Here is a 24,113-nt window from a genome sequence, read left to right on the forward strand (position 1 = left end):
ATGAATCATACTTCTATGTGCACATAAGAGTATCCTGCAATTCTATTTGTTCAAACTATCTTTCATGCGCTTTAGATACATTGGCTTAATGCCGCCTGAATTAAGTATGTTCAACGCATGGTCACCGATTTTTTCTCCTTGCAGCAATTCTCCTGTTGAAACTATAAGTACGGTACACTCTGATACATTGACTTCGATCTCATCTTGATTCTGAAGCTTTTTGCTTAAGTCTTTGCATATGACGAGAGGCAGCCCCAGATTGATGGCATTGCGGTAGAATATCCTGGCAAAGGAGTCTGCAAGTACAATGCTTGCCCCCATGTTCATAAGAGCAATTGGAGCATGCTCTCGGCTGGATCCGCATCCGAAATTACTTTCTGCTACGACAATATCACCCTTTTTGAAATTAGGTGCAATCGTCTCATCTATCCCTGCAAAGCAATGACTTCCAATTTCCTCTGGATCAACTATGTCCAGAAATCTTCCTGGATAAATCTGGTCAGTATCTATATTTTTTCCAACTAATAGAACCTTACCTCTAATTATGTTATTCATATAAGCCAAGCCTCCTTCTCATTTGATTCTGGCTCTTCAAGATAACCTGCGAGGGCAGATGCTGCTACTACTGCTGGAGATGCCAGGTAGATTTTCGCATCCCTGTGACCCATACGTCCAGGGAAATTTCTGTTTGATGCAGTAACGCAAACCTCGCCTTCTGCAAGGATACCTTCATGTGCTCCAAGACACGGGCCGCATCCTGGTGTAGATATTGTCGCGCCAGCATCTATGAAATCTGAAATATATCCAAGTTCCATGGCTTTTTTCATTACTTCATTCGATGCAGGAATGACAATGAATCTCACATGCTCTGCGATCTTTTTACCCCTCACGATATCTGCAGCTGCTTTCAGGTCTTCAAGCCTTCCGCCTGTACAGGTTCCTACTAAGCACTGATCTACCTTTACCCGCTCAACCTCACCAATTGGAAAGACATTATCAACACTGCTTGGCACTGCAATCTGTGGTGTAAGCTGACTAATGTCAAAATAATGAGACTCGATGTATTTAAAGTCTTTGTCGGTATGTTGAACTTCAAAGGGTCTGACAGCCCTTTGCGTCACATAATCAATGACTTCCTGGTTTGGCTGCATGTATGCCGTTTTAGCTCCCATTTCTACTGCCATGTTACAGATGGTCATTCTACCTGCAACTCCCAATGAGTCCACATAGCTGCCGGTGAAGTCAATTGCTTTATACACAGCACCATCTGCTTTGATCTTGCCAAGGACTGCCAGTATCACATCTTTTGGAAGGACTCCTTCCTGAGGCTTTCCATCAAGTCGGACCTCTATTATTTCTGGCACTCGGAACCATAGCTCGCCAGATAACATGATTGTGGCCATTTCTGTAGCGCCTACGCCTGTTCCAATTGCTCCAAACGCTCCATGGGTAGTGGTATGTGAGTCTGTTGCCACTATAATTGCACCAGGGTAGATCACTCCCGCTTCTGGCATTACTTGATGACATACTCCCATATTTGTATCAAAATGGTATTTTAGTTTTTGGTCAGCGCGAAATTCACGCATTTCCTTGTGGATCTGTGCAGATTTGATTGTAGGTGCAGGGGCATAGTGGTCAAAGACAAAAGCCAGTCGTTCATTATCCCATACTCTGTCTCCGCCCATTTCCCAAAAGGAATATATAGTCTGAAGATAAAGATCATTAACTTCTGCAAAGTCGATTTTAGCAACTACAATTTCACCCGTTTCAACGGATTCTTTCCCACTGTTCTTTGCAAGTATTTTTTCAATTGCGTGCAATAGTTATCGTCTCCCTTACGCATATTCTGTATTTCGTATATTGTATACAATTATATATTATTTCTGAAAACGATTTTTGTCAATGAAATCTTAGGATCTTTCATATTTTGATGGATTTCCGAATATTCCTTTTTGCATTCATTATATTTTGACAAATATACAAGATTTGGCCATAATAAATTTAGTATTATGATATGCATTGTAGGGAGAAAAAATGAAATCAAATCAAAACATCCCATCTTTACAGATAGTCTCAATCAGGCATCAGGTTGCATCTACATTGAGGGAAGCAATTCTCAGAGGTGAACTTAAATCAGGCGAAGAGCTTTCTCTGACATCGCTTTCGGAACAGCTTGGGGTAAGCCGGACACCAATCCGTGAGGCCCTGCAGATGCTCGAAGGTGAAAAGCTTGTTACCCTTAGGATGCATAGGGGTGCGATCGTAAATTCAATTGATGAACGTTATATACGCAATCACTATGAAATGCAGATTTTCATCGAGGGTGCAGCCGCGTATCTGGCTGCTTCGAATGGAATGGATGTAACGCAGCTTAAAAGGCTCCATGAAGATTTTTTGAAAAAGGGAGACAGCTTTACCAAAGAGGAATACGTTATTTACAATCGTCAATTCCACAGTATGATCTGGAATGCATCCGAAAATCAGACAATGGTAGAATACCTTGAGGGTCTCTGGAGCGAAGGGCTGATCAGCAGACTTTTCCCGACCCTTGATTATAAGAAGCAATCCCTTGCCGGACATGGTGAGCTGATCAAATTTATTGAAGAAGGCAATTCTGAAGAGGCCAGAAGACTTATGGAGAAGCATGCGACCAGGACGATGAATAACATCCTTAATAATTATCGAAATATGATTAATAAAACCACATAAGTATACTTAAAGCTGTTTCGAAAGACTACTAGAGTTTTTGGTACAGCTTTTCACTTGAGGGATATATTTTTTCAAGTGATGAAAAGGGGAGTAAAGTAAGGAATCACTCAAAATAGCCGTGTCATATTCATCATGGCCGTCCATTCTAATGAAAAGTGTTGTTCTATCATATTTCTACCAAGCAACTTTTAACTCCAAATCAATCGGCTCCTAAAAACTCCAAAAAAATACACTGATTCCCAATTATTGAAAGGAATCAGTGTTTAATAGTCGCAATATTTATTTCCGCAAAATCTTTTCCATTGTCTTTCCTTTAGCCAGCTCATCAATAAGCTTATCCAAATACCTGATTTCCCGCATGGTGGGTTCCTCGATCTCTTCCACCCTTATGCCGCAGATCAATCCTTTGATCAGAGCCCTTGATGGATTAAGCTTCGGTGCTTTTTGAAAGAAGGCTTCAAATCCTGTATGATTTTCAAGTTCTGTTTCCAACTCTTCCTGGCTGTATCCTGTAAGCCACCTTATGATCTCATCGACTTCTTCTTTAGTGCGGCCCTTTTTCTCTGCCTTAGCAATGTAAAGGGGATAGACGCTTGCCACACTCATTGCATATATACGCTGATTGTTCATAGGATATCCTCCTGGCATTAATAAATTCAGTATATCACGAAAGAAACGTTTTGAATGAATGGAGCTTAAGTGATAACCATCATAGGGTTATGGGATACGGGGCGATGTTGTTTGATTCAGACAGGGACTTTCTATAGTCCGTATCCTCTTGAACGGAAAGGACACCCTTTACAAAGTAGTCCAGCATAGTTGCTGTATTCCATGTTTTTCTTGGACCGCCGTTTATTGCATATATCTTCAAAATGAATCCTCTTTTGATTTCTGCTTAGTTGCTTCCATTATAAGTCTTATTCCCAAATCGAATGCCTTTTGGCAGTCGATAGAAAACTGATTCTCTCTTGTAATTGCCTTGAGTTTTGGGTCGAACATTGTAACATCATATTTGGAGTAGTCATTGAATGGGTACATATCCATCGAGTACATCGATTCACAGGTTCCAAATAATCTGCTAAGTGCACGTTCATTTACAGATAATATCTTGGGGTATTCGACTCTTTCCATGATATTTTCAGGTGCATTCATTGTATAGATGAAATGGGGAGAAGAACAAATACAACTGGACACATAAGAAATTCTTCGTAGCCACTGATAAGGGATAGGGACTCTACATTCCTATCTGGCTTGAATTCTGCAGTAATATCAATTGAATCAATTTATGCAGTAACCTTTCTCTGTTTCAGTAAAGTATGCTGAAGCCAGGGAGGGGTTCTATCTTTTCTAACTATTTTTTCTCTGTTTTGTGCATCCGTCAACTTTTAGAAAGCAACACATGGCTGCTATATGTAAAATTCCGCTCTGCCAACAAGTATTCATTTTAGTGATACTCTCAAGTAAGTAAATAAGTATCTGCCTGCATATATCTTATTAAGTCGCCTTAAACTACAGAATGGTGCAGAAATACCAATGGAATCTGGCAAATTAAATAGATAATGCTAAAAACACTGAAGTTTTATGTTGAATACAGAAATTTCTGAAAATTAAAACATTAATACTCGATTTGTGCTATAATGTATACAGGGAGAATTATCACCTAAAGCGTGTATTAAAATGAAGAAGGGATTTTGATATAAACATCTGTTCGGATTCAGACGTGTTATAGGTGAACAAAGACCTTTTTTAATGACACATACTGAATGAACATTCATTCAGAAATGAAACTTTCTCAGTCTAGACTGGAATGTTATTAAATCTAAAAATATCAGCTAAGTGCATCTTAAAAATTCAGAATATTGCGAAAATAGATGTACAAAAAAGAATAGGAGACATATGAATAAGAAGGAGTATACAAATTTATTGGCTACAAAAGCTATTGCAGAAGAGGTTCACTATAAAACTGAAGTCAAAGCAATAACCGACAATGCTGAAATGGCCATTGGTACCATATATATGTATTTCAAAAACAAAGAAGAGATCCTTGACTATTATTTAAGCCACAACATATTAGGATAATTGCATTCATTGGAGAACTCGAGACAAAACCATCTTCATTGGATAATATTTAATATTGTAATACTGGTACAACAAATAGAAGATCAATCTGTTTTAAAAAGGCATTATTGCAGGAGGTAATAATAGTTGAGACTTAATCATGGATGATACGACTAGACAAACTGACACGAGAAATACAAAACTGGTAAGTCATTTGGGAGAAAATATTATTGGCATTATCTACGGCTTAATTGAGATTCTACTGGCCTTTCGTCTGGGTTTCAAGCTGCTTGGAGTAAATCCGGAAAATGAATTTGTTAGTGGGGTCTATAAGGTCACCCAGTATATTGTAGGCATCTTTGAAGGCGGTTTCTCTCGCGTTATAACCAATGGTATCGACACCACTGCAATTTTCGAACCAGCAACCCCTATTTCGATGTTGGTTGTTGCCTTGATCGTCTGGGGCCTCATGAAGTTGATCAAGCCACGATACGTAAATCGTTATGAAAAGGCCGAACAATCTGACCATGAATATCGTGAGAACTAATAGCGAATCGAATTTTTGGTGGATTTCAAATAGCAGGTCCTTAATAAATCCAGAAAAGATGTGTGGACAATACGGCTATATGATTCTCTAATAAAATGGATCAGAAAAATTACATGAATCTGAGGATTATGTTTGTAGACTGTTGGCTAGTTTAACCCGCGTTATGCAACGAGTAAGCTTTTAAGTTCCAGCAATGCCAATCATTGATTTAGTTGCGGATGCTTAGCAAGTAAGCTTTTGGCTCAATATAAGATTATAAAATGGGAGGTTTATTATGGAAATAATAAAAGAAAATGTTGGAGATGCATTTGACGCAGCGAAGGACAAGGCAGTAGAACTTAAGGAGAAAGCTGAAGGCAGGATGGAAGATATTAAGAATAAAGCTGAGGAATCAATCGAGAATGTGAAAGATACTGCTGAAGATATAATTGATGATATAAATGCAGAGGCGAAGGCTGAAAAAATTAAAGCAAAAGCTGAAGAAAAGGCAGAAAAAACAAAAGCAAAGGCTGAAATAAAGGCAGATAAGCTAATTGAGAAAGCTGAAGAAAAGGCTAATAAACTAAAGTACAATGCTTAATTGATGGATCACATTTTTGTTTTACTGGATGCAAATGTCAAAATCTCTTTCATCGTAAGATAGCTGTGACTGGAGGATGTTTCAAGAAATAAGGAACATCCTATGCGACTTAAGCTAGTAACTTCAAATCACAAAATTAATATAGTAGTTTGCTTGAATGATATTTATTTAAGAAAGGAGATAAGTTCAATGGGAATTCTGGGAACTGTACTGGTTGTAGTATTAGTCATTTGGTTGGTTCAAAGAATAATGTAGCATAGAACTGGAGTTTCATGATAAGCGGAAAAATACAGTATAATCCGTGCATGGTGCGGTGTTTGCTTCAAATATGATATTAGGCTGCGGAGTTAGGTTACCCTCAATGTGGTGTGATATTGCCGATAATCTGTAACAGCTGCATAAAGTCTTTGAAAAAGGATGATAGTAAATCTATATGATGATTAGATTGGATTTATAATATGCAGCTAAATGTATTAGCGACAATAAAACTGTTTTGAAACTAACCATTTTAAGACACACCCCACATTGAGGCCGTAGCTATTTTTGCAATATTATAAGTCAAAGCACAGTGTGTAACCCGCTTGCTTGAGCTGCAAATATGGTGCTTCATTGAATCTGAAATATTCGCCAAAACGCATAAGGTTTGAATGGGTAATGAAATAATAAGAGGGTAAGAAGAACAAGCCTGGTAGGTAACCAGAAGTTACTAAACAGGGCAAATTCTAGGTCACATTGTGAACACCCGAACTATTAAGATTGATACAGGTAGATGCTTATGCGAAGAAGTAACCATTGGGTTGATTTCATATTGTAATGAACACAAGAAATATAGAGAGCTAAGAACTTGAGTATTATGGACGAGTGATCTGCAGCTACAGACCATATTTTGCATGGGATACCTATAGAAATCACATTAAGCTATAGAATGTTGTCAGTAATTTCGCTGGAATGCTAAAATTTATATTAATACTATTGAAATATTTGTAACTTTATGTTAATATGAAATTTTAGAAAAATTACGCAAGGGTATTCAATTTGTGTTATGATGTGTATAGGAAGAGAACATCAACTAAAGTGTGGCATGTAAATGATGAGGGGATTTAATACATATTCTGTTGTGGTTCATCAATGTAATATGAGAAAGAGGCTTTTATCTCTATATGAATGAACATTCATTCAGCAGTTCAAAATTTCTAAGCATGGGCTTGTAATGTTTTGAAAATTAGATATCGCAGCAAAGATGCGAGTTAAATATTCAGAATATTGCGAACAAACTGAGGTTAGGATGCGTTAGGAGACATCATGAACAAAAAGGATCTTATCCGTTTATCGGCTACAAAAATAATTGCAGAAGAGGGCTTCTATAGAACAAAGGTCCAAGCTATAGCGGACGATGCGGAAATTGCTGTCGGAACTGTATATATATACTTTAAGAGTAAAGATGATATTCTAGACTACATATTTGAGTCGCAACATACCAAAATTGTTGAATACATAGAGGAACTTGAGAAAACGAAAATACCTCCATTGGAGATGATTAAAAAAATATTGAAATACCACTTCAAAGAATTGAAGAACAATCCTGATTTAGCTAAGGTCTTATCACAAGAAGGTGGAGGTTCAATTGAAAACAAATTGAACGGAATGAAGGACGATTCATTTGGTGTGCCTGAAATATTTCATAGAATGCTGGATGAATCAAAGAAGAAAGGTGAAATCAGGGATATCGATACAGAAATATTTGCATCTGTCATTTTCTTTGTCGGAAGAGAAACCGCATATATGCTCCAGGTTAAGGGGAAAGGTGACAGGTATTATACGGCGTTTGAAGAGTTGGTAACATTCATTATTAACGGTATTAAGAAATAGCGTATATGAATAAGGGATGCTTAGTTCCGCATTTTGCTTAGCAGCAAGGATAATTGGAGGATAAAAAAATGGTTAACATGACAAGAAGAACAGAGACTCATAATAGTAAACAGGAAAGTCATATGGGACAAACTATTATTGGCATAGTCTTCGGAGTAATAGAGATACTGCTTGCATTCCGCCTTGGTTTCAAACTTCTGGGTGCAAATCCAGGAAATGACATAGTCCGTGGGATATATTCAGTCACTCAGTATATTGTGGGTTTATTTGAAGGTATTTTCCCTCGAGTCACCACCGATGGCATCGAGACAACTTCTGTTTTTGAACCGTCAACTGCGATTGCAATGCTTGTAGTGGCCCTGATTGCATGGGGTGTTATGAAGCTGATAAAGCCACGTTCAGGACATCGTTCTGAAAGGACCGAATACACGGATCAGAGTTCGCAGGATAAATAAATTATGAAGCGCGTCATTGATTGATTCCAATGTTATTTGAGACAATACTTATTAATTTATAGAAGTCAGTTTTAACTATAGGTAGTAGGACAAAACCTTTAATAAATGTGGTTGGAACATAGAATTATAAGGAAACTGAGGATAATATTGATTGCCTTGTATCTCGGGTAACTGCATTATGCAATGGTAAGCGCTTGGCTCATCATCCAGATTATAGAATGGAGGTTTTATAATGGAAAGATTCAAGAAAAATATTGGAGATGCATTTGAATCAGCAAAGGACAAGGCGGAAGAACTTAAAGAAAAGGCTGAGGACAAGATGGATGACATCAAAGATAAAGCCGAGGACACTGTCGAAGATATTAAAGATAAGGCCGAGGACAAAATTGATGACATAAAGGCTAAGGCGAAGGCTGAAGAAATAAAAAACAAAGCTGAAGAAAAGGCAGAAAAGCTGATAGAAAAGGCTGAAGATACTGCCAATGATCTAAAATACAATTCTTAATTCTCGGTTCATATTTTGCTGAATCTAGCTTCAAATAAGAACTATGGAAAATCATAGATTGTATTTCTGGATGCATTCGCAACCAAAAAAAGGAAGGTGTTAATAAATGGCAGTAGTAAAAGTGATTGAAATAATCGCGGAGTCGACTGAAAGCTGGGAGGCAGCAGTGCAAGATGCAGTTACAGAGGCAGCAAAGACCGTTGATGGTCTTCAGACCGCCTATGTACAAGACTTCCAGGCAATTCTTGAAGGAAACAAGATAGTCAAGTATCGTGTGAACGTAAAGGTTTCTTTCATTGTAAAGTAGCAGAGTTTAAGGGTGTTCTTATAAATATGGGAACACCCTATAGAGGATCAAGCAATCAATTTCAAGTCCGCTGATTTAATTAAAGTATTGCCTTCTTGGAATAATATTTAATTGCGAAAGGAGAGTTTACTATGAGCACGAATCGTTTAATGGGAATACTAGGAACAGTATTGGTTATTGTATTAATAATTTGGTTGGTTCAAAGAGTACTGTAGCATAGGATTTGGATTTTAAGATATATAGGGAAACACCGCATTATCCATGCATAGTGCGGTGTATAAATCAAATATGTTGTAAACTTTTATTCTACACTCGCTTAAAGTTGACACCTTTAAAAAGAGATGATTATGGAATAAAAAATTAAGATTTATTCGTCAATCCACTATGAAATGAATGAATCAAATAAACAGTAAGCATTTTCTTTAGAATACTCCACATGTTGAAACAGTGGTTCTCCTCAAAGAAAACACAAGGTAATACAGAGCATAATCACATAAGCATTCAGAACATGCTTTGTATTATTTTTTAATTTTGAGATAATGGGTGGTATTCTTAAACCGGTTTGAGAATTCCATCCATTTCTCTTTAAATCCATATTTCGGACTGTGATTGTTTAGTAACTGCTAACAGCGAATGATGTTTTTGTAAAAAAAGAGGATGAAGTAATTCTGGATATCAAGGTTAAATTTGCTCATCAAGGTTAAGGAGGAATTTACAATGGCAAGCAAATTTTTAATAGTCAAGGAAGAAGGCAAATTCAGGTTTCACTTGAAAGCGGTAAATGGCGAGCTTATTTTAAGTTCGCAGCCTTACACAACTCTTGAATCATGTAAGAAAGGCATTGAGAGTATTAGGACCAATGCTCCTATAGCACCTATAGAAGATCAAACTGTTGAGGGATTTGAAACAGAGAAGAATCCGAAGTTTGAAGTATATGAATATAAGAATGGCGATTATCGCTTTAGGTTAAAGGCGAGAAATGGGGAACTTATTGGTACTGGCGATAGATACAAATCGAAAGCTGGATGTATGAATGGTATTGAATCAATCAAGAAAAATTCTGTAGAAGCGATTATCGTAGAAGAATAAACCAGAGTAATTTTGTGCGAGCAGATTGCGTAATCACCGTATTATTCAGAAATGGTGGATAATACGGTGATTTTGTTTATGACCTGTTTGTGTCTTCCAAACTAAGGTAAGACCTCAATAGTGGGAATTTAAGCATTCTTTTACAAATTCCTTAACCAAGTTTCAGCCATATCAATCCAGCTTTGGCATTCCTCCTGGACACAGGAATGATCCTGATTGTCTGTCAGTTCATTGGCCAAGGACAATCCATGGCCTCCTCTTTCATACATATGGAACTCGACAGGAATCTTATGCTGCATTAGAGCCTGAACCCATAATAAGGAATTTTCTGCAGGTACGGTGTCATCTGTGAATGTGTTCCATATGAAAGTTTTAGGAGTTTGAATGCCTACATGCTTTTCTAGAGACACCATCTTCTGGAATTCACTTTTCTGCCAGTCCTTACCAAGAAGGTTCTGTATACTCCCCTCGTGCCGGTAAACTGGATCTGCTGTTATCACCGGGTATCCAAGAATAAGTGCGTTGGGTCTTAGCAATTCGCTTTCACATCCACACAGTTTTGCCAGCTCTGGACTATTCCAGTAAACTCCATAGCTTGCTGCAAGATGACCTCCCGCAGAAAACCCCATGATTACGATTCGTTCGATATCAATATGCCATTTTTCGGCCTTACTCCTAAACATTGCTACACATTGGGCTACTTCCCTTAGAGATACAGGAAAGCAAACAGGTGCAACAGAATACCGTAGTACCGCTGTGTGATACCCCATAGACATTATCCGAAGGGCGACAGCTTCGGCTTCTCTGTCTGTTGTCCTGTGGTATCCACCTCCAGGGCAAATAAGTACAAGAGCGCGCTTTGAAATAGGGATCTCCGCAGAGTCATCCCAAAGATATGTTCTCAGGTTTGCATAATCGGATGAACCTTCTGCTTTAATCTTTATAACCTCATGTTTCATAAAAAACTCCCTCAATTGCTTTCAGCACATTCAATGCTTTCGTTCATTTTCACCATTGTAGCATTTCTCAAATGCTCACTCAATTGTCCAATTCAAGCACATGAAGTGGAATTGATTGAAATACAATCAAGGGATGGAGATAAACCAATTATTTGTGAATAATTCCTTCATACATAAGTTAAGGGGCTTTTTTTAGTTACTGCAAATTGCAATTGGGTTTAAAGAAATACTTTACAAATCACTGATTATCAGGTAAGTTGTAGGTACAACAATTGTATGTACAACTAGTTATGATCATTAAAGGAGATTATGAAATGCGAGAAATATCGCCACGTAAGAGTCCATGCTACTGTATAAACCTGAAACGTGCAACAAATACAATAACCAAGTTCTATGACAAAAAGATGGAGAGCGCAGGTCTGACAGCGAGTCAGTTTTCACTTCTTAACGATATTAGGTTGTTGGGGACATGCAGTAAAGCGGAGCTGTCTGAATATGCGAAGCTTGATAAATCAACAATCACAAGGAATCTGTTAATTTTAAGGGATAAGGGTTACGTAAAGGACTTATCAACTAATGGAAGCAGGGAAAGCCAGGTGTCCTTGACAGATTTAGGACTGGAGAAGATTGAAGAGGGTAATATGGCATGGAAAGAAGCTCAGGAATATATAAAGGAAAAGGTCGGTGGTGAAAACATCGTACAACTCAAAAAAATCCTTGATGTGATTGAGAATGATTTAAGCATATAGTTTTTGAGGAGGGGTATTGTGTCTACTGCTGCTGAAATAAAGGAATACGGGCGATATTTGGGATATTGCAGAGTTGGTATAACTACAGCTGATGATTTTGATGAGTATTTGGAAGTATTGAGTTCAAGGGATAATTACGAGTTTATCCAAAAGAACAATATCGTGACATATGACCCCAAAAGGCTTATGCCTTCAGCAAAATCAATTATAGTTCTGCTTCTTGACTATAAACAAAAATCCATACCTGAAAATTTGGATAATATGATTGGAAGCATCTATCTGGACAGGTGTTATGACCCGCAGCCAGGCTCGCTTAATGGGGCCAGGCTAAAATTGATGGCTGAACACCTGAAAGAATTGGGCTGTGAAGTGAGAACTGATATAAGCATACCAGCGCGCTGGGCAGCTGCCAGAGCCGGGGTTGCTACAATCGGCAGAAATAATTTCGCATATGCTGACGGAATCGGATCATACGTAATGATTTATACCCTGGCAGTTGATAAAGAATTGGATTATGATACTCCGACATTACAAAACAAGTGCCCGGAAAATTGCACATTGTGCATTGACAGCTGCCCAACACAAGCTATACTGAAGCCATTTCATCTAAACCCTAAGAAATGTATCCCGTATAATAACTGGGCGACAAAGGAAGTTCCTGTTGAGCTGCGTGAAAAGTTAGGAAGCAGAATCCATGGATGTGATAAATGCCAGCAGGTCTGTCCAAGAAATATAAAAGTAAGGGATAAGCTTGTGCTGCCAAAGGATGAGTATCTGGAAGAACTGTCAAAGGACCTGACACTTTCTGCCATTTTAAACATGGATGATGAATTTTTTAAAACCAGGATACAACCAATCATGTACAACTATATCTCCAAACCCAGGTTGTTTCGAAGAAATGCAATAATTGCCATGGGCAATTCAGGTGACAAGACTTATATCAAGGATCTGGAAGTGGCTATGAATAGTGATGATGATTTGATAAGCAGATACGCAGGATGGGCACTGGAAAATATTAGGATGAATCAGGGCAACAAATCAGAGTAGAAAGGGAGGATTTTTAAATGAACAAGGCATTAGAAGAGGTAAAGCTGACTAATCTAAGTTTGAAAAACAGAATTGTAAGATCTGCAACAGTGGATCCGTTCGGAAACCTTGACGGAACTGTGTCTGAGGAGCAGGTGAAGCTTTATGAAATCTTGGCTGAGAATAATATTGGGCTTATTATTTCAGCTATGAGTTACATTACACCAGCGGGTAAGGTTGGAAGAGAACAGAATGCAATCTGTGATGATGAATTCATTGACAGCCATAGAAAGCTCGTAGATACAGTGCATCTAGCCGGGTCTAAAGTCATACTCCAAATCAGCCATTGCGGCTCCGGATCAATGAGTCTTGACGGGATGCCGCCGGTGGCACCATCACCTGTTCCATATCCCGGCTCGGATGTTGTTCCCAGAGAGCTGACTGTTCCTGAAATTGAATTGATAATTGAGCAATTTATTGAAGCAGCTGTAAGAGCAAAAAAAGCTGGTTATGACGGTATTCAGTTACACTGCGCCCATCAGTATCTGCTTTCGGAATTTCTTGATCCAGTATACAACAAAAGAGATGATGAATACGGATCGAGCATAATGAACAGATTCAAAATATCAGAACAGATAATCCGTGGCTGTGTCAGAGAATTGGGAGTTTCATATCCAATTTTCATAAAGGTCAATTCCAATACTGCGGGGAATGATGATGAGTATTATAATGACCTGATTTATGTTGCCAAGAAATGCAAAGAGCTGGGAGTGGCTGCAATAGAATACAGCGGCTATAATTTCACGCCGCTTGGAAGGAAAGGTCTTCACAATTATTACCTTGATAGGGTATCAGACATCAGGAGGGAGGTTGACATACCTGCCATCCTGGTCGGGGGAATCAGGAGCTTTAAAGATATGGATACTGTGCTGGATAGTGGTATTGACATGCTTTCAATATCAAGGCCATTCATTTGTGAACCTGACCTGGTGACAAGGTTGATTTCAGGACAGGAAGAGGCAAAATGCACAAGTTGCAGTAAGTGTTTTTATTTATACAGGAAAGAAGGAAGACGATGCATATTTCATGAAAAGTTAGATTAGCATGTCATTTTTCCCATAAGGTGATAATTTGAGATAACAGAAAAACTCTCTGTCCAGTAACACTTAGCGATTCGGACTTAGCAACTCTGATTTGGAAAAGACCAGGGCTCGCCACAGGGACTGGGTGGCAGACTTACCAACAAGCGGCTTTCTTTACCCGGAATTCATAGACCGAAGCTCAGATGTCAATTCATTGATCTACTATACAAAAAATGTCAAGAACCCACATCCTGACATAATTGAGAATGTCCTTGGGCGCTCTGAAAAGCAGACCACAGCCATAATCAGGGATTCTTTCGACGCTATGGTTGTGAATCCTTTGCTACTGATGAAGGATTCTTGGTATTCATGGAACTTCAGGAAAACCTAAATGCCATGGTTGAGGAATTTGATGCAACATATGGATACGCTGATGCCAATCCAGTTTCCCTGACTTTGAAAGACTTGCAGGATTTTTTGAGCGATGTCGGTGTTTCGGAAGAAATATCTGAAGAGCTTGAAAAAGCCTTCTTAGAATACTTTGAAGATGACTATCCATTGACGGAGACACTTCTGGATTCTAAACTCTTCAAGGCTAATGAGCAGAGGAAGAAGGAGGGAAAGCTAATTAAGCAAGTAGAGACACTTCAGGCAAGCTTGAACAAATGAAGCAGATCAGTGAAGAACGGTAAAGTTAGAAGGTATCTTATAGGCTGAAACAGTTCCGGATTCTTTTGATTTATCATTTGACATCGTACGTCACGTGACTCCTGATAAGATACCTCACATCAAGTCTATGGTGATTGACGGGCAGAAATGTATATTGATTCCTGTGAACGATGATGAACAGGCTACAGTCAACGGAAAGACCGGATTGTTATAAAAAAGATGAAATGCAGATCACTATCCGGTGTTTAATGATTTGCATTTTTTTGCCAAAAACGTTCAGACGATTCTATACCAAATAGTATAATCTTGCGGGTATAGTCTTGCATATAATATTGAAGTGGAGAGAGGGATACTATGTTAGGAATTATTGGATTATTGATGGCAATCCTTGTTCTTGTGGTCTTAGCCTATAAGGGAGTGGGCGCATTTCCGATTACAATAGTAGCAGGCTTCATTGTAATCCTTACTAATGGTATGGACATCTGGGAATCATTTTCAGATGTCTATATGAACGGATACCTTGGCTTTTTTAAGAATTACTTCTTCATTTTTGCTGCCTCATCTCTCTATGCCAAGCTGATGGAGGAATCTGGAGCTGCAATAGCAATTGGCTACAAGTTTGTTGACTGGTTTGGTTCAAAAAGGGCTGTGCTTATCGTATTTATGATTACTGTCGTCCTGACATATGGAGGCATAAACCTATTCATAGCCATATTTGCTGTAACACCGATAATAATGGTTCTCTTCAAGGAGGCTGACATCCCAAGGCGACTGGCTATAGGAGTTTTTGTGGCTGGCTCTGGTACAGTTAGCCTGTCAGCCTTACCTGGATCACCGTCACTCGCGAATGTCATACCTACCAGATATTTGGGAACATCAATCACTGCGGCACCTGTTCTTGGAATCATAGCAGCAGTAATGATGGCTCTAATGATACTTGTGTATCTGAATTGGGAAGAAAATCGACTTAGGAAGGCAGGAGAGCATTTTTCGTATATCCCTGGAACAGACCATAGGATGTATGAGGTGGATAAAAACTCGCTTCCGCCAGCAGGAATATCATTCATTCCGCTTGCTATTGTGATAGGGATGATCATAGGGCTCAAAGAAATAATACCTAATGCAGCTGCGCTAATTGTCCTTGCTATGATAACGGCATCTGTAGCTGTACTTGCTTTCTTCTGGAGCAGGATAAAGGACAAGAAAGCGACAATCAATACAGGTTTAGGTGGTGCGATTGGTGCCATTGCAGGACCCTGTGCAGTTGTAGCATTTGGAGCTATCGTTCAAGAGTCCTCATCCTTTATAGATGTCGTAGGTTGGATTAACAGCCTCCGAATGAATCCCTACTGGACGAGTATCATTGCGACAGGGATTATGTCAGGTGTAACAGGTTCGTCATCGGGAGGACTAACAATCACACTACAGACATTTGCTGAGCAGTTTAAGGCGTCGGGTGCTAATCTGTCGATACTCCACAGGCTCATCTTGATTGCATCAGGAAGCTTTGCTTTGCTTCCACACTGCTCTGCATTTTTTTTGATGTTCGGCTGGCTTGGGCTTACTCACAAGGAAGGCTACAGGTTTGTCGGAGTAGTGGGTGTCATAATTCCATTTATAACCTTAGTGGTGCTTACAACGTCAGTTATTGCAATGGGGTTATAGTGACCTTGCAAAGAAAAACTAATGTCGGACTTAATCGACTCGAAAAAACACTGACTCCCAATTTATGTGAGGATCAGTGTTTCGAAGTCTACAGTGTTTATTTCCTCAAAATCTTATCTATTGTCTTTTATTTTGCAAGCTTATCAACAAGTTTATCCAGATATTGGATTTCCCGCATAGTGAATTCTTCGATATTCTCCACCCTGATACCGCAGATTAAGCCCTTGATCAGGGCACATTATGGGTTAAGATTTGAAGCTTTCTGAAAGAAAGCTTCAAATTCTGTCTGCTTTTCAAGTTCTTCTTCAAGTTCTTCCTGGCTGTATCCTGTAACCTGCCATCCTGGTCGGAGGAATCAGAAGCTTTAAGGACATGGATACTGTATTGGACAGCGGAATTGACATGGTCTCATTATCAAGACCATTCATCTGTGAATCTGACCTAGTGACAAGGCTGATTTCAGGACAGGAAGAGGCAAAATGCACAAGTTGCAGTAAATGCTTCTATCTTTATAGAAAAGAAGGAAGACGATGTATATTTCATGATAAGGTGGAGTAGTGTGTAAGCAGCATTTGTTAGATATTTGGGTATTGGATTAATTTCCAAATGCTACTGTAGTCTGAAGGAATTCAATAAGTGGCCAGTTTCACTTCACTCGAAGAAACTGAGCTTGTAGTTATGGACTGCAAGGTAAAACCTCGATAAACTACAGCTTTAGGCATAATGGATAGGTTCTAACGAATTTAAGGCACCAAAACAGCTGATAAGACTGTTTGGTGCCTTTTGAACAGGCTCAATCTTCATACATAATTAACTAATCAGAAATACTTTAACTGTAATGAAGTGCTAAGTTTTAGACAAGACAGGTGATTTCAATATATGACTGCAGCATCGCCTTACGCGCTTCCCCCCCGGCATATCTGATTTTAACGATGTATTTATATCATCTTATCTAAAATGGAACTAATTGTGTTGAATTAGTAGGGTGTGTGAAACACATTGCATATTCGGAACGGTGCCATAGAATGTATGAAAATCCACGCCTTGTTATGGATATGATTTGTGTTAAGTATCATAACCCTAAGATAAAAAAAGGTTAATCTGGTTGAAAGTGAGGTAAAACAAATGAAAATAATTGAAGTGAGAGCGCTTAGAGGGCCAAATTACTATAGCAGACTTCCGGTTATTTTCATGCAGCTGGATATACAAGAACTTGAAACGAAACCAACCGATATGGTTCCTGATTTTAAGGACAATTTGGCTAGGATGATGCCGAGCCTTTATGAGCATAAATGCTCGCCCGGAAGGGTTGGTGGATTCTTTGAGAGGTTGATTAGTGGAACCTGGGCCAGTCATGTTGTAGAACATGTTGCTATAGAACTTCAATGTCTTGCAGGGCATGAGGTTGCTTTTGGAAAAACTTTTAGCACTCATGAATTCGGAATTTACAATCTGGTTTACCGTTATCTCGATGAAAAAACCGGGTTAAGAGCAGGTGAAATGTCTGTAGATTTGGTTGAGAACCTTTTTAAGGGAAAAATCACAAATGTGCAGCCGCTGATCACTGAATTGAAAAAAGTAGCAGAATCTAGCCAGCTTGGCCCTTCAACGCAGGCTATTGTTACCGAAGCTATCAGTCGCGGGATACCCTACATCCGACTAAATGATGCAAGTTACGTACAATTGGGACAGGGAATATTTCAGAGAAGAATACAGGCTACTATGATGGATAATACCTCCGCAATAGGAGTTGAGATAGCCGATGATAAGGAAAGAACGAAAAAACTTTTGTCTTCGATGGGTATCCCTGTGCCAGAAGGACACTCTGTCAAGACAGTTGATGAAGCAATAAGAGTTGCGGAAATGATTGGGTATCCAGTTGTGGTCAAACCTTTGATAGGGAATCACGGCCGAGGAGTTACCGTTAACGTTAAGAATGCAGAAGAGTTGCTTGTTGCATTTCAGATATCAAGTGGAATACATGAAACCTCGATAGTAGAAAAGTATATAAATGGATTTGACTTTAGGGTTCTTGTCATTGATGGGAAATTTGTTGCAGCGGCTCTCCGTGAACCAGCTTTTGTTATCGGAAACGGAAAAGACAGCATTCAGCAACTGATTGACGAAATCAACAGAGACCCTGAGCGAGGTATTGATCATGAGAAAAATCTGACCCAAATAACAATTGATTATACGACAGAAAGGCTTCTAGCTATCCAGAAGGTTACATTGAAGAGCATTCTAGCTGATGGTGAAAAATTATACGTTAAATCCACAGCAAATATTAGTTCGGGAGGTACTGCAAAGGATGTTACTGAAAATGTCCACCCACTGAACAGGCTATTGGCTGAGCGAATTTCCCGAATAATTGGTTTAAATGTAATAGGGATTGATATTATTGCCGATTCACTTGAAAAACCCCTTGAGATGGAACTTTCAGGTGTTGTTGAAGTTAATGCAGCACCGGGCTTCAGAATGCATCTAAATCCTACTATTGGTAGTCCGAGAAACATTGCAATTCATGTTGTGGATATGTTGTTTCCACCTGGAGTGAATCATTCCATTCCGGTTGTTGCTGTTACAGGAACCAATGGTAAAACCACAACCACCAGATTGATTTCTCATATACTGGGGTTCAACGGAAGCATTGTAGGAATGGCATCAACAGATGGAATATACATAGATAATATACCAATTCTAAAAGGAGATTACAGTGGTCCGGAAGGCGCCCTTAAAGTAATGATGGACTCTACCATAAATCAGGCTGTACTTGAAGTAGCAAGAGGTGGAATCCTACGGCGTGGACTTGGCTTTAAAGAATGTGATGTAGGGGTTTTGCTTAACGTTAGTTCTGACCATTTAGGAGAAGGTGGGATCGATACTTTAGAGGAGTTGACGCGTTTAAAATCAACAGTTACTGAAGCGGTTAAAACAACGGGATATGCTATATTTAATGCCGATGATCCGTTGGTTCTTTCTTGTATAGATAAGACTAAAGGTCGTACAATTTTATTCTCCAGAGATCTTGAAAATCAAACGCTTAAATCTAATATTGAAAATGGAAATCTAAATGTAACAATTAAGGACGGCAACATAATCATTCAAAGAAGAGGATCGACTCAAATCGTTGCTAATCTAATTGAAATACCTGTCACCTTTGATGGTAAAGCAGGATTCAATATTGAAAATGTGATGGCAGCAGTAGGAGCTACAGCTGCGCTGGGACTAAATGCAGAGCAAATTAGAGAAGGTCTTATAAATTTCAGCCCATCTATTGGTCAATTACCTGGAAGAATGAATGTCATCGATATGGGTGATTTCAAAGTAATTGTTGACTATGGTCATAATATTGGAGCAATCAACGCTACTGGCGACTTTATCAAAGGATTGATGCCAGGAAGGAAAATTCGTATGGCCCATGGAGTTGGAAATCGAAGAACAGATGATATTATTGAATTTGCATTTGTTCTTTCAAAATACTATGACCACATTGTACTTTGTGATTCTGATCCAAGAGATAGAAAAATCGGGGAAACCGCACGAATTGTTGAACAGGGGTTGCTGAATAGCGGCTTTAAACCGGATATGATAACGTTGGTCTTAGATGAAAAAGAAGCAACTATAGTATCTCTTAAGATGGCAAGACAGGGAGATCTCGTAGTATTGCAAGCAGATAATATCGTTCAGGTCATTAAAGATGTGCTTGATTTTAAACTTAGTTAGCTGGGATACTTCTAATGAAGTGTAAAAATAAACAACTAAGGATTAGCTTCAGTAATCTATCTGATTTTAGGGTTGTTCTAGCTTTATGTTGTAGCAATCATCAGGTTAACTATGAGTACGGTGAAATGCTAAAAATAATACTAAATAAAACACTTAATACGATTGAAATATTTGTAACATTATGTTATTATTAAATTTTATAAAAAATAAGCATGCATGTTTCATTTGTGTTATGATGTGTACAAGAAGAAATATTACTAAAACGTGATATAAAATGAATACATGGCTAGCCTCTGTTTGGCTTCAAAAATGTGATAGTAAAAAAGACCTTTTTTTATTATCTTCATATGAATGAATGCTCATTCAGTATGGAACTTGAATGTTTTGAAGTTAGAAATCTAAGCAGAAATACGATTTAAATATTCAGAATATTGCGAAAATAATGGAGAGGTTAGAAAGCTTCTATAACAAAGGTCCAGGCTATAGAAGACGATGGGTTTCAAACTGCTGGGACAAATTCGGAAAATGACTTTGTCCGTGTGATATACTGTGACCCATTATATTGCAGGCGACTGTGAAGGCATTTTCTCTTAGATTAAAACTAGCGGTATCGGGAACTCTTCGATTTTTAAACCGGCAACCGTAATTTCAATGCTAGTCGTTGCACTGATAACATGGGCGTTATGAAGTTAATTAAGCCGCGTTCTGATGAACGAATACATGGATCATTGCACTCGCGAATAAAGTATGAACCGAATCCTTGATTTGTCCAAGTATTATTGGTGCTTGATATAAGGATGGATAACTATTGTGGTAATTTACCATAATCACTAGTTTATGGCAACTTGGCATTATGTGATTGTTTAGCTTTGAAATTCAGGCAATTCTGATGCCTATTATTGGTATATCTGCGGGTGTTCTAATACTGATTTGCATGTGAGCACTTGGCTCAACATCAGATTATTGAATGGAGGGTTTATAATGGAAAGATTCAAGAAAAATGTTGGAGATGCATTTGAAGACGCTAAGGATAAGGCAGAAGAACTTAAAGAAGAAGCTGGGGACAAGATGGAGGATATCAAAGATAAAGCCGAAGACAAGATAGAGGATGTCAAAGATAAGGCAGAGGATAAAATTGATGATACAAAGGATAAGCTGAGATCTGAAAAAATTAAAAAAGAAGCTGAAGAAAAGGCTGAAGAGCTATTAGAAAAGGCTGAAGAAAAGGCGAATGAGCTAAAGTACAATGATTAATCCTCGATTCATATTTTGCTATCCAGCTGCAAATATGAACATTGGAAAGCAAGGATTGCATTTCATTATGCTATAGAATTTGAATAGAGAAGGAAGGAGTAAAAAATGGCAGTAGTGAAAGTGATAGAAATAATCGCAGAATCAACTGAAAGCTGGGAGGCAGCTGTGCAAGATGCAGTGACAGAGGCAGCAAAGACCGTTGATGGTATTCAGACTGCTTATATACAAGACTTCCAGGCAATTCTTGAAGGAAACAAGATAGTCAAGTATCGTGTAAATGTCAAGATTTCTTTCATTGTAAAATAGTAGAGATTGAAGGGTGTTCTTGCAAATATGGGAACACCCTATATCGGATTATGTAAGTAACTTCAAATTCGCTGATTTGATAAATATAATTGTTTGTTTGAATGATATTTAATTTGGAAAGGAGAGTTTACTATGAACTCGAATCGTTTGATGGGAATACTTGGAGTAGTACTGGTTGTTGTGTTAATCGTTTGGTTGCTTCAAAGAATATAAACATACGAAGCCAAGTACAAGATAACTAGAATCGTGGACTTGTTATCAAGAAGGCGGTTGTCAGAAAACGGATAACGTGGTGGATGAACTTGGCAAGCGTCTAGAAGCAATGACATTTAGTGCGGATAGTGCCTGTGGCTTAGAGGACAACGTCCAGAATGCCAGGGAGAAGAATACTTAACCGGGTAAAAACCGGAAAATATGTGCGGCGAAAACACCCAAAACTGTTGCCAGAGCTCAGTATTTGAAATAGTATCACAGAGGATTTAAGGAGTTCACAAGGAAGAGAACTGCAGTGGAAGGTATACCATCGTCCTAAGAAGATATCATGTTCTCTCCCTTGTTTTCTCACTCCAAAACCATTTGTTAAAATTTTGCCACACTAAAAATCAGTTTTTTATATCCAAAGAAAGATCAAAAATATTGTCGAGTTTAACCGAAAGGAGGACAATGTTATGGGTAAATCTGTTGGTATTGATTTAGGCACAACCAACTCCGTTGTATCTGTCATGGAAGGTGGAAAACCAGTTGTCATCGTTAATTCAGAAGGTGGCAGAACGACTCCGTCTGTTGTTGCATTCACCAATAAAATGGAACGAATCGTTGGCCAGGTGGCCAGGCGGCAGGCAGCCCTAAATCCTGAAAGAACCTTATATTCGGTTAAACGCTTTATCGGCCGGAAGTTCTCTGAAGTTGCCGACGAGATGAAACTTGTTCCCTATAAAGTAGTCCAGGGTCCCAACGACACTGTTAGATTTGATATTGACGGCAAACTTTACGCGCCAGAGGAAATTGCATCAGCAATCATAAAACGACTGGTTGAAGACGCTTCAAAATATTTGGGAGAAAAAATAACCGACGCGATCATAACTGTGCCAGCATATTTTAACGATGCCCAGCGTCAGGCAACCAAAGATGCAGGCAAGATAGCCGGGCTGAATGTCCTGCGCATCATTAACGAGCCAACAGCCGCCGCTTTAGCTTACGGCCTTGAGAAGAAAAAGAACGAAACCATACTGGTCTTTGATTTGGGTGGAGGAACATTTGATGTCTCTATTTTGGATGTCGGCGATGGCGTTTTTGAGGTCAAGGCTACCAATGGCGATACACACTTGGGTGGTGATAACTTTGATAAAGCAATTGTCGACTGGCTCGCAGAAGAATTCAAGAAAGATTTCGGAATCGATTTACGTCAAGATAAACAAGCACTACAAAGATTGACCGAAGCAGCCGAAAAGGCCAAAATCGATCTTTCCAACATTCTTGAAACACAAATCAATCTACCGTTTATTACTGCAGATGCCAACGGCCCAAAACACTTAGACTTCAAACTGACAAGGGCAAAGTTCGACGACTTGACACACAGTCTTGTTGAAAGATGCCGTCAACCGGTTACTAACGCCCTATCTGACGCTAAGATAACTGCTAGCGATATAGATGAAATTATTTTAGTTGGCGGTTCGACGCGTACTCCGTCTGTTCAAAAACTTGTTCGAGAGCTCATGAACGGACGCGATCCCAACCAAGGGGTTAACCCTGATGAGGTTGTTGCAATCGGTGCGGCAATCCAGGCAGGCGTTTTAGCAGGTGAAGTCAAGGATATATTGCTGCTGGATGTAACACCGCTGTCCATGGGTGTTGAAACAATGGGTGGAATCGTTGCTAAGATCATTGAAAGAAATACGACCATTCCGGTTCGCAGAAGCGAAGTCTTTTCAACAGCAGCAGACAACCAGCCAGCCGTGGATATCAATGTACTGCAGGGTGAAAGGGAGTTAGCCAAGGATAACCGTTCGCTTGGCCAGTTCAAACTTGATGGTATACCCCCAGCCCCAAGAGGGGTGGCACAAATCGAAGTTACATTCGATATCGATGCCAACGGCATACTGAAAGTCAGCGCCAAGGATAAAGCAACCAACAGGGAACAGGCTGTAACGATTTCCGGATCCACCAGCCTGGACAAATCGGAAATCGACCGGATGGTTAGTGACGCTGAGTCTCACGCAGCTGAAGATAAAATAAGACGTCAGGAAGTGGAAATACGTAATTCTGCAGATTCGACTGTTTATCAGGTTCAGAGACAGTTGAACGAAGCCGGAAACAGACTACCAGTTCATGAAAAAGGCCGTATTGAGCAGCTTTTATCCGAAACAAGGCAAGCGCTCAATGATAATGCCCCAATCGAGCAGATTCGTAAGCTGACCAGCGACCTGACCCAGGCTGCCAATGTGTTTAATTCTGCTCCAAGGACAGAGTCCCCGACCAACACAGAAGCTGCTCCGAAAACAGATGGACCGGATGATGTCATCGATGCGGAATATACGGAAAAGTAAGGTGGTTTAATGTAA

Annotated in this window: 25 protein-coding genes and 2 pseudogenes; 19 read left to right on the forward strand and 8 right to left on the reverse strand. The window is 39.2% G+C overall.

Annotation, left to right across the window (positions count from 1 at the left end; translation table 11 throughout):
• Positions 1-42 precede the first annotated feature (42 nt).
• A complete protein-coding gene (locus J2Z34_RS00595; protein WP_209457897.1) occupies positions 43-555 on the reverse strand; it encodes a LeuD/DmdB family oxidoreductase small subunit in 513 nt (170 codons plus the stop codon).
• Positions 552-1,820 (reverse strand): 3-isopropylmalate dehydratase large subunit, encoded by a 1,269-nt coding sequence (locus J2Z34_RS00600; protein ID WP_209457898.1) that lies wholly within the window; start codon positions 1,818-1,820, stop codon positions 552-554. The genes J2Z34_RS00595 and J2Z34_RS00600 overlap by 4 nt, the downstream gene beginning before the upstream one ends.
• Before the next feature lie 214 nt (positions 1,821-2,034).
• On the opposite strand from J2Z34_RS00600, the gene J2Z34_RS00605 reads away from it, so the two are divergent.
• Positions 2,035-2,709, forward strand: coding sequence for a GntR family transcriptional regulator (locus tag J2Z34_RS00605; RefSeq protein ID WP_209457899.1), 675 nt, complete (start codon positions 2,035-2,037; stop codon positions 2,707-2,709).
• Between the two features lie 279 nt (positions 2,710-2,988).
• On the opposite strand, the gene J2Z34_RS00610 is transcribed toward J2Z34_RS00605, so the two are convergent.
• The 3 genes from J2Z34_RS00610 to J2Z34_RS00620 all read right to left on the reverse strand — a co-directional run bounded on the left by J2Z34_RS00610 (position 2,989) and on the right by J2Z34_RS00620 (position 3,840).
• Positions 2,989-3,339: a DUF2200 domain-containing protein gene (locus J2Z34_RS00610; RefSeq protein WP_209457900.1), complete on the reverse strand. Its 351-nt coding sequence runs from the start codon at positions 3,337-3,339 to the stop codon at positions 2,989-2,991.
• A 79-nt stretch (positions 3,340-3,418) separates the two neighbouring features.
• The gene (locus J2Z34_RS00615) at positions 3,419-3,580 is read right to left on the reverse strand and encodes a hypothetical protein (RefSeq protein ID WP_209457901.1); all 162 of its coding nucleotides are present in this window, start codon (positions 3,578-3,580) and stop codon (positions 3,419-3,421) included.
• Positions 3,577-3,840: a hypothetical protein gene (locus tag J2Z34_RS00620; protein WP_209457902.1), complete on the reverse strand. Its 264-nt coding sequence runs from the start codon at positions 3,838-3,840 to the stop codon at positions 3,577-3,579. The genes J2Z34_RS00615 and J2Z34_RS00620 overlap by 4 nt, the downstream gene beginning before the upstream one ends.
• Before the next feature lie 765 nt (positions 3,841-4,605).
• Between J2Z34_RS00620 and J2Z34_RS00625 the strand changes: the two genes are divergently transcribed.
• From J2Z34_RS00625 to J2Z34_RS00660, 8 genes are all read left to right on the forward strand, one after another.
• On the forward strand, positions 4,606-4,788 hold the full coding sequence (locus tag J2Z34_RS00625; RefSeq protein WP_209457903.1) for a TetR/AcrR family transcriptional regulator: 183 nt from the start codon (positions 4,606-4,608) through the stop codon (positions 4,786-4,788).
• A gap of 139 nt (positions 4,789-4,927) precedes the next feature.
• Positions 4,928-5,314, forward strand: a complete 387-nt coding sequence (locus J2Z34_RS00630; protein WP_209457904.1) for a hypothetical protein — start codon at positions 4,928-4,930, stop codon at positions 5,312-5,314.
• Positions 5,315-5,588: 274 nt separating this feature from the next.
• Positions 5,589-5,894 (forward strand): hypothetical protein, encoded by a 306-nt coding sequence (locus tag J2Z34_RS00635; RefSeq protein ID WP_209457905.1) that lies wholly within the window; start codon positions 5,589-5,591, stop codon positions 5,892-5,894.
• 1,302 nt (positions 5,895-7,196) lie between these two features.
• A complete protein-coding gene (locus tag J2Z34_RS00640; RefSeq protein ID WP_209457906.1) occupies positions 7,197-7,763 on the forward strand; it encodes a TetR/AcrR family transcriptional regulator in 567 nt (188 codons plus the stop codon).
• Positions 7,764-7,831: 68 nt separating this feature from the next.
• Positions 7,832-8,218: a YggT family protein gene (locus J2Z34_RS00645; protein ID WP_245250448.1), complete on the forward strand. Its 387-nt coding sequence runs from the start codon at positions 7,832-7,834 to the stop codon at positions 8,216-8,218.
• A 232-nt stretch (positions 8,219-8,450) separates the two neighbouring features.
• Positions 8,451-8,723: a hypothetical protein gene (locus tag J2Z34_RS00650; RefSeq protein ID WP_209457907.1), complete on the forward strand. Its 273-nt coding sequence runs from the start codon at positions 8,451-8,453 to the stop codon at positions 8,721-8,723.
• A gap of 106 nt (positions 8,724-8,829) precedes the next feature.
• Entirely contained in the window at positions 8,830-9,030 is a 201-nt protein-coding gene (locus J2Z34_RS00655; protein WP_209457908.1) for a dodecin family protein, read from the forward strand.
• Between the two features lie 717 nt (positions 9,031-9,747).
• Entirely contained in the window at positions 9,748-10,119 is a 372-nt protein-coding gene (locus J2Z34_RS00660; RefSeq protein WP_209457909.1) for a YegP family protein, read from the forward strand.
• 140 nt (positions 10,120-10,259) lie between these two features.
• Here J2Z34_RS00660 and J2Z34_RS00665 read toward each other — a convergent pair whose 3' ends face one another.
• Positions 10,260-11,078: an alpha/beta hydrolase gene (locus J2Z34_RS00665; protein WP_209457910.1), complete on the reverse strand. Its 819-nt coding sequence runs from the start codon at positions 11,076-11,078 to the stop codon at positions 10,260-10,262.
• A gap of 314 nt (positions 11,079-11,392) precedes the next feature.
• On the opposite strand from J2Z34_RS00665, the gene J2Z34_RS00670 reads away from it, so the two are divergent.
• The 6 genes and pseudogenes from J2Z34_RS00670 (at position 11,393) to J2Z34_RS00700 (ending at position 16,269) form a co-directional block, all read left to right on the forward strand.
• Positions 11,393-11,827, forward strand: a complete 435-nt coding sequence (locus J2Z34_RS00670) for a MarR family winged helix-turn-helix transcriptional regulator (RefSeq protein WP_209457911.1) — start codon at positions 11,393-11,395, stop codon at positions 11,825-11,827.
• Positions 11,828-11,845: 18 nt separating this feature from the next.
• A complete protein-coding gene (locus J2Z34_RS17870) occupies positions 11,846-12,874 on the forward strand; it encodes an epoxyqueuosine reductase (protein ID WP_209457912.1) in 1,029 nt (342 codons plus the stop codon).
• 17 nt (positions 12,875-12,891) lie between these two features.
• Positions 12,892-13,956, forward strand: a complete 1,065-nt coding sequence (locus tag J2Z34_RS00680) for an oxidoreductase (RefSeq protein ID WP_209457913.1) — start codon at positions 12,892-12,894, stop codon at positions 13,954-13,956.
• A gap of 124 nt (positions 13,957-14,080) precedes the next feature.
• Positions 14,081-14,604 (forward strand): annotated as a pseudogene (locus tag J2Z34_RS17545) (DUF4317 family protein).
• A gap of 82 nt (positions 14,605-14,686) precedes the next feature.
• The gene (locus J2Z34_RS17935) at positions 14,687-14,818 is read left to right on the forward strand and encodes a DUF4317 family protein (protein ID WP_425348029.1); all 132 of its coding nucleotides are present in this window, start codon (positions 14,687-14,689) and stop codon (positions 14,816-14,818) included.
• 140 nt (positions 14,819-14,958) lie between these two features.
• Positions 14,959-16,269, forward strand: a complete 1,311-nt coding sequence (locus J2Z34_RS00700) for a GntP family permease (RefSeq protein ID WP_209457917.1) — start codon at positions 14,959-14,961, stop codon at positions 16,267-16,269.
• A 127-nt stretch (positions 16,270-16,396) separates the two neighbouring features.
• Here J2Z34_RS00700 and J2Z34_RS00705 read toward each other — a convergent pair.
• Together J2Z34_RS00705 and J2Z34_RS17705 are read right to left on the reverse strand one after the other, a co-directional pair.
• Positions 16,397-16,603: pseudogene (locus tag J2Z34_RS00705) on the reverse strand (DUF2200 family protein); the annotation flags it as partial.
• Positions 16,575-16,697, reverse strand: coding sequence for a hypothetical protein (locus J2Z34_RS17705; RefSeq protein WP_280922287.1), 123 nt, complete (start codon positions 16,695-16,697; stop codon positions 16,575-16,577). The pseudogene J2Z34_RS00705 and the gene J2Z34_RS17705, both read right to left, overlap by 29 nt.
• A 697-nt stretch (positions 16,698-17,394) precedes the next feature.
• Between J2Z34_RS17705 and cphA the strand changes: the two genes are divergently transcribed.
• The 4 genes from cphA (at position 17,395) to dnaK (ending at position 24,098) form a co-directional block, all read left to right on the forward strand.
• Positions 17,395-19,992: a cyanophycin synthetase gene (gene cphA, locus J2Z34_RS00710; RefSeq protein ID WP_209457918.1), complete on the forward strand. Its 2,598-nt coding sequence runs from the start codon at positions 17,395-17,397 to the stop codon at positions 19,990-19,992.
• Between the two features lie 981 nt (positions 19,993-20,973).
• Complete coding sequence (locus J2Z34_RS00715) at positions 20,974-21,246, forward strand: YtxH domain-containing protein (RefSeq protein WP_209457919.1); 273 nt, start codon at positions 20,974-20,976, stop codon at positions 21,244-21,246.
• A gap of 105 nt (positions 21,247-21,351) precedes the next feature.
• Complete coding sequence (locus J2Z34_RS00720; RefSeq protein ID WP_209457920.1) at positions 21,352-21,552, forward strand: dodecin family protein; 201 nt, start codon at positions 21,352-21,354, stop codon at positions 21,550-21,552.
• A gap of 668 nt (positions 21,553-22,220) precedes the next feature.
• On the forward strand, positions 22,221-24,098 hold the full coding sequence (gene dnaK, locus J2Z34_RS00725; RefSeq protein ID WP_209457921.1) for a molecular chaperone DnaK: 1,878 nt from the start codon (positions 22,221-22,223) through the stop codon (positions 24,096-24,098).
• The last annotated feature ends 15 nt before the right edge of the window (positions 24,099-24,113 follow it).

It is taken from the genome of Youngiibacter multivorans (assembly GCF_017873395.1).
GTDB classification, from domain to species: Bacteria; Bacillota; Clostridia; order Clostridiales; family Clostridiaceae; genus Youngiibacter; species Youngiibacter multivorans.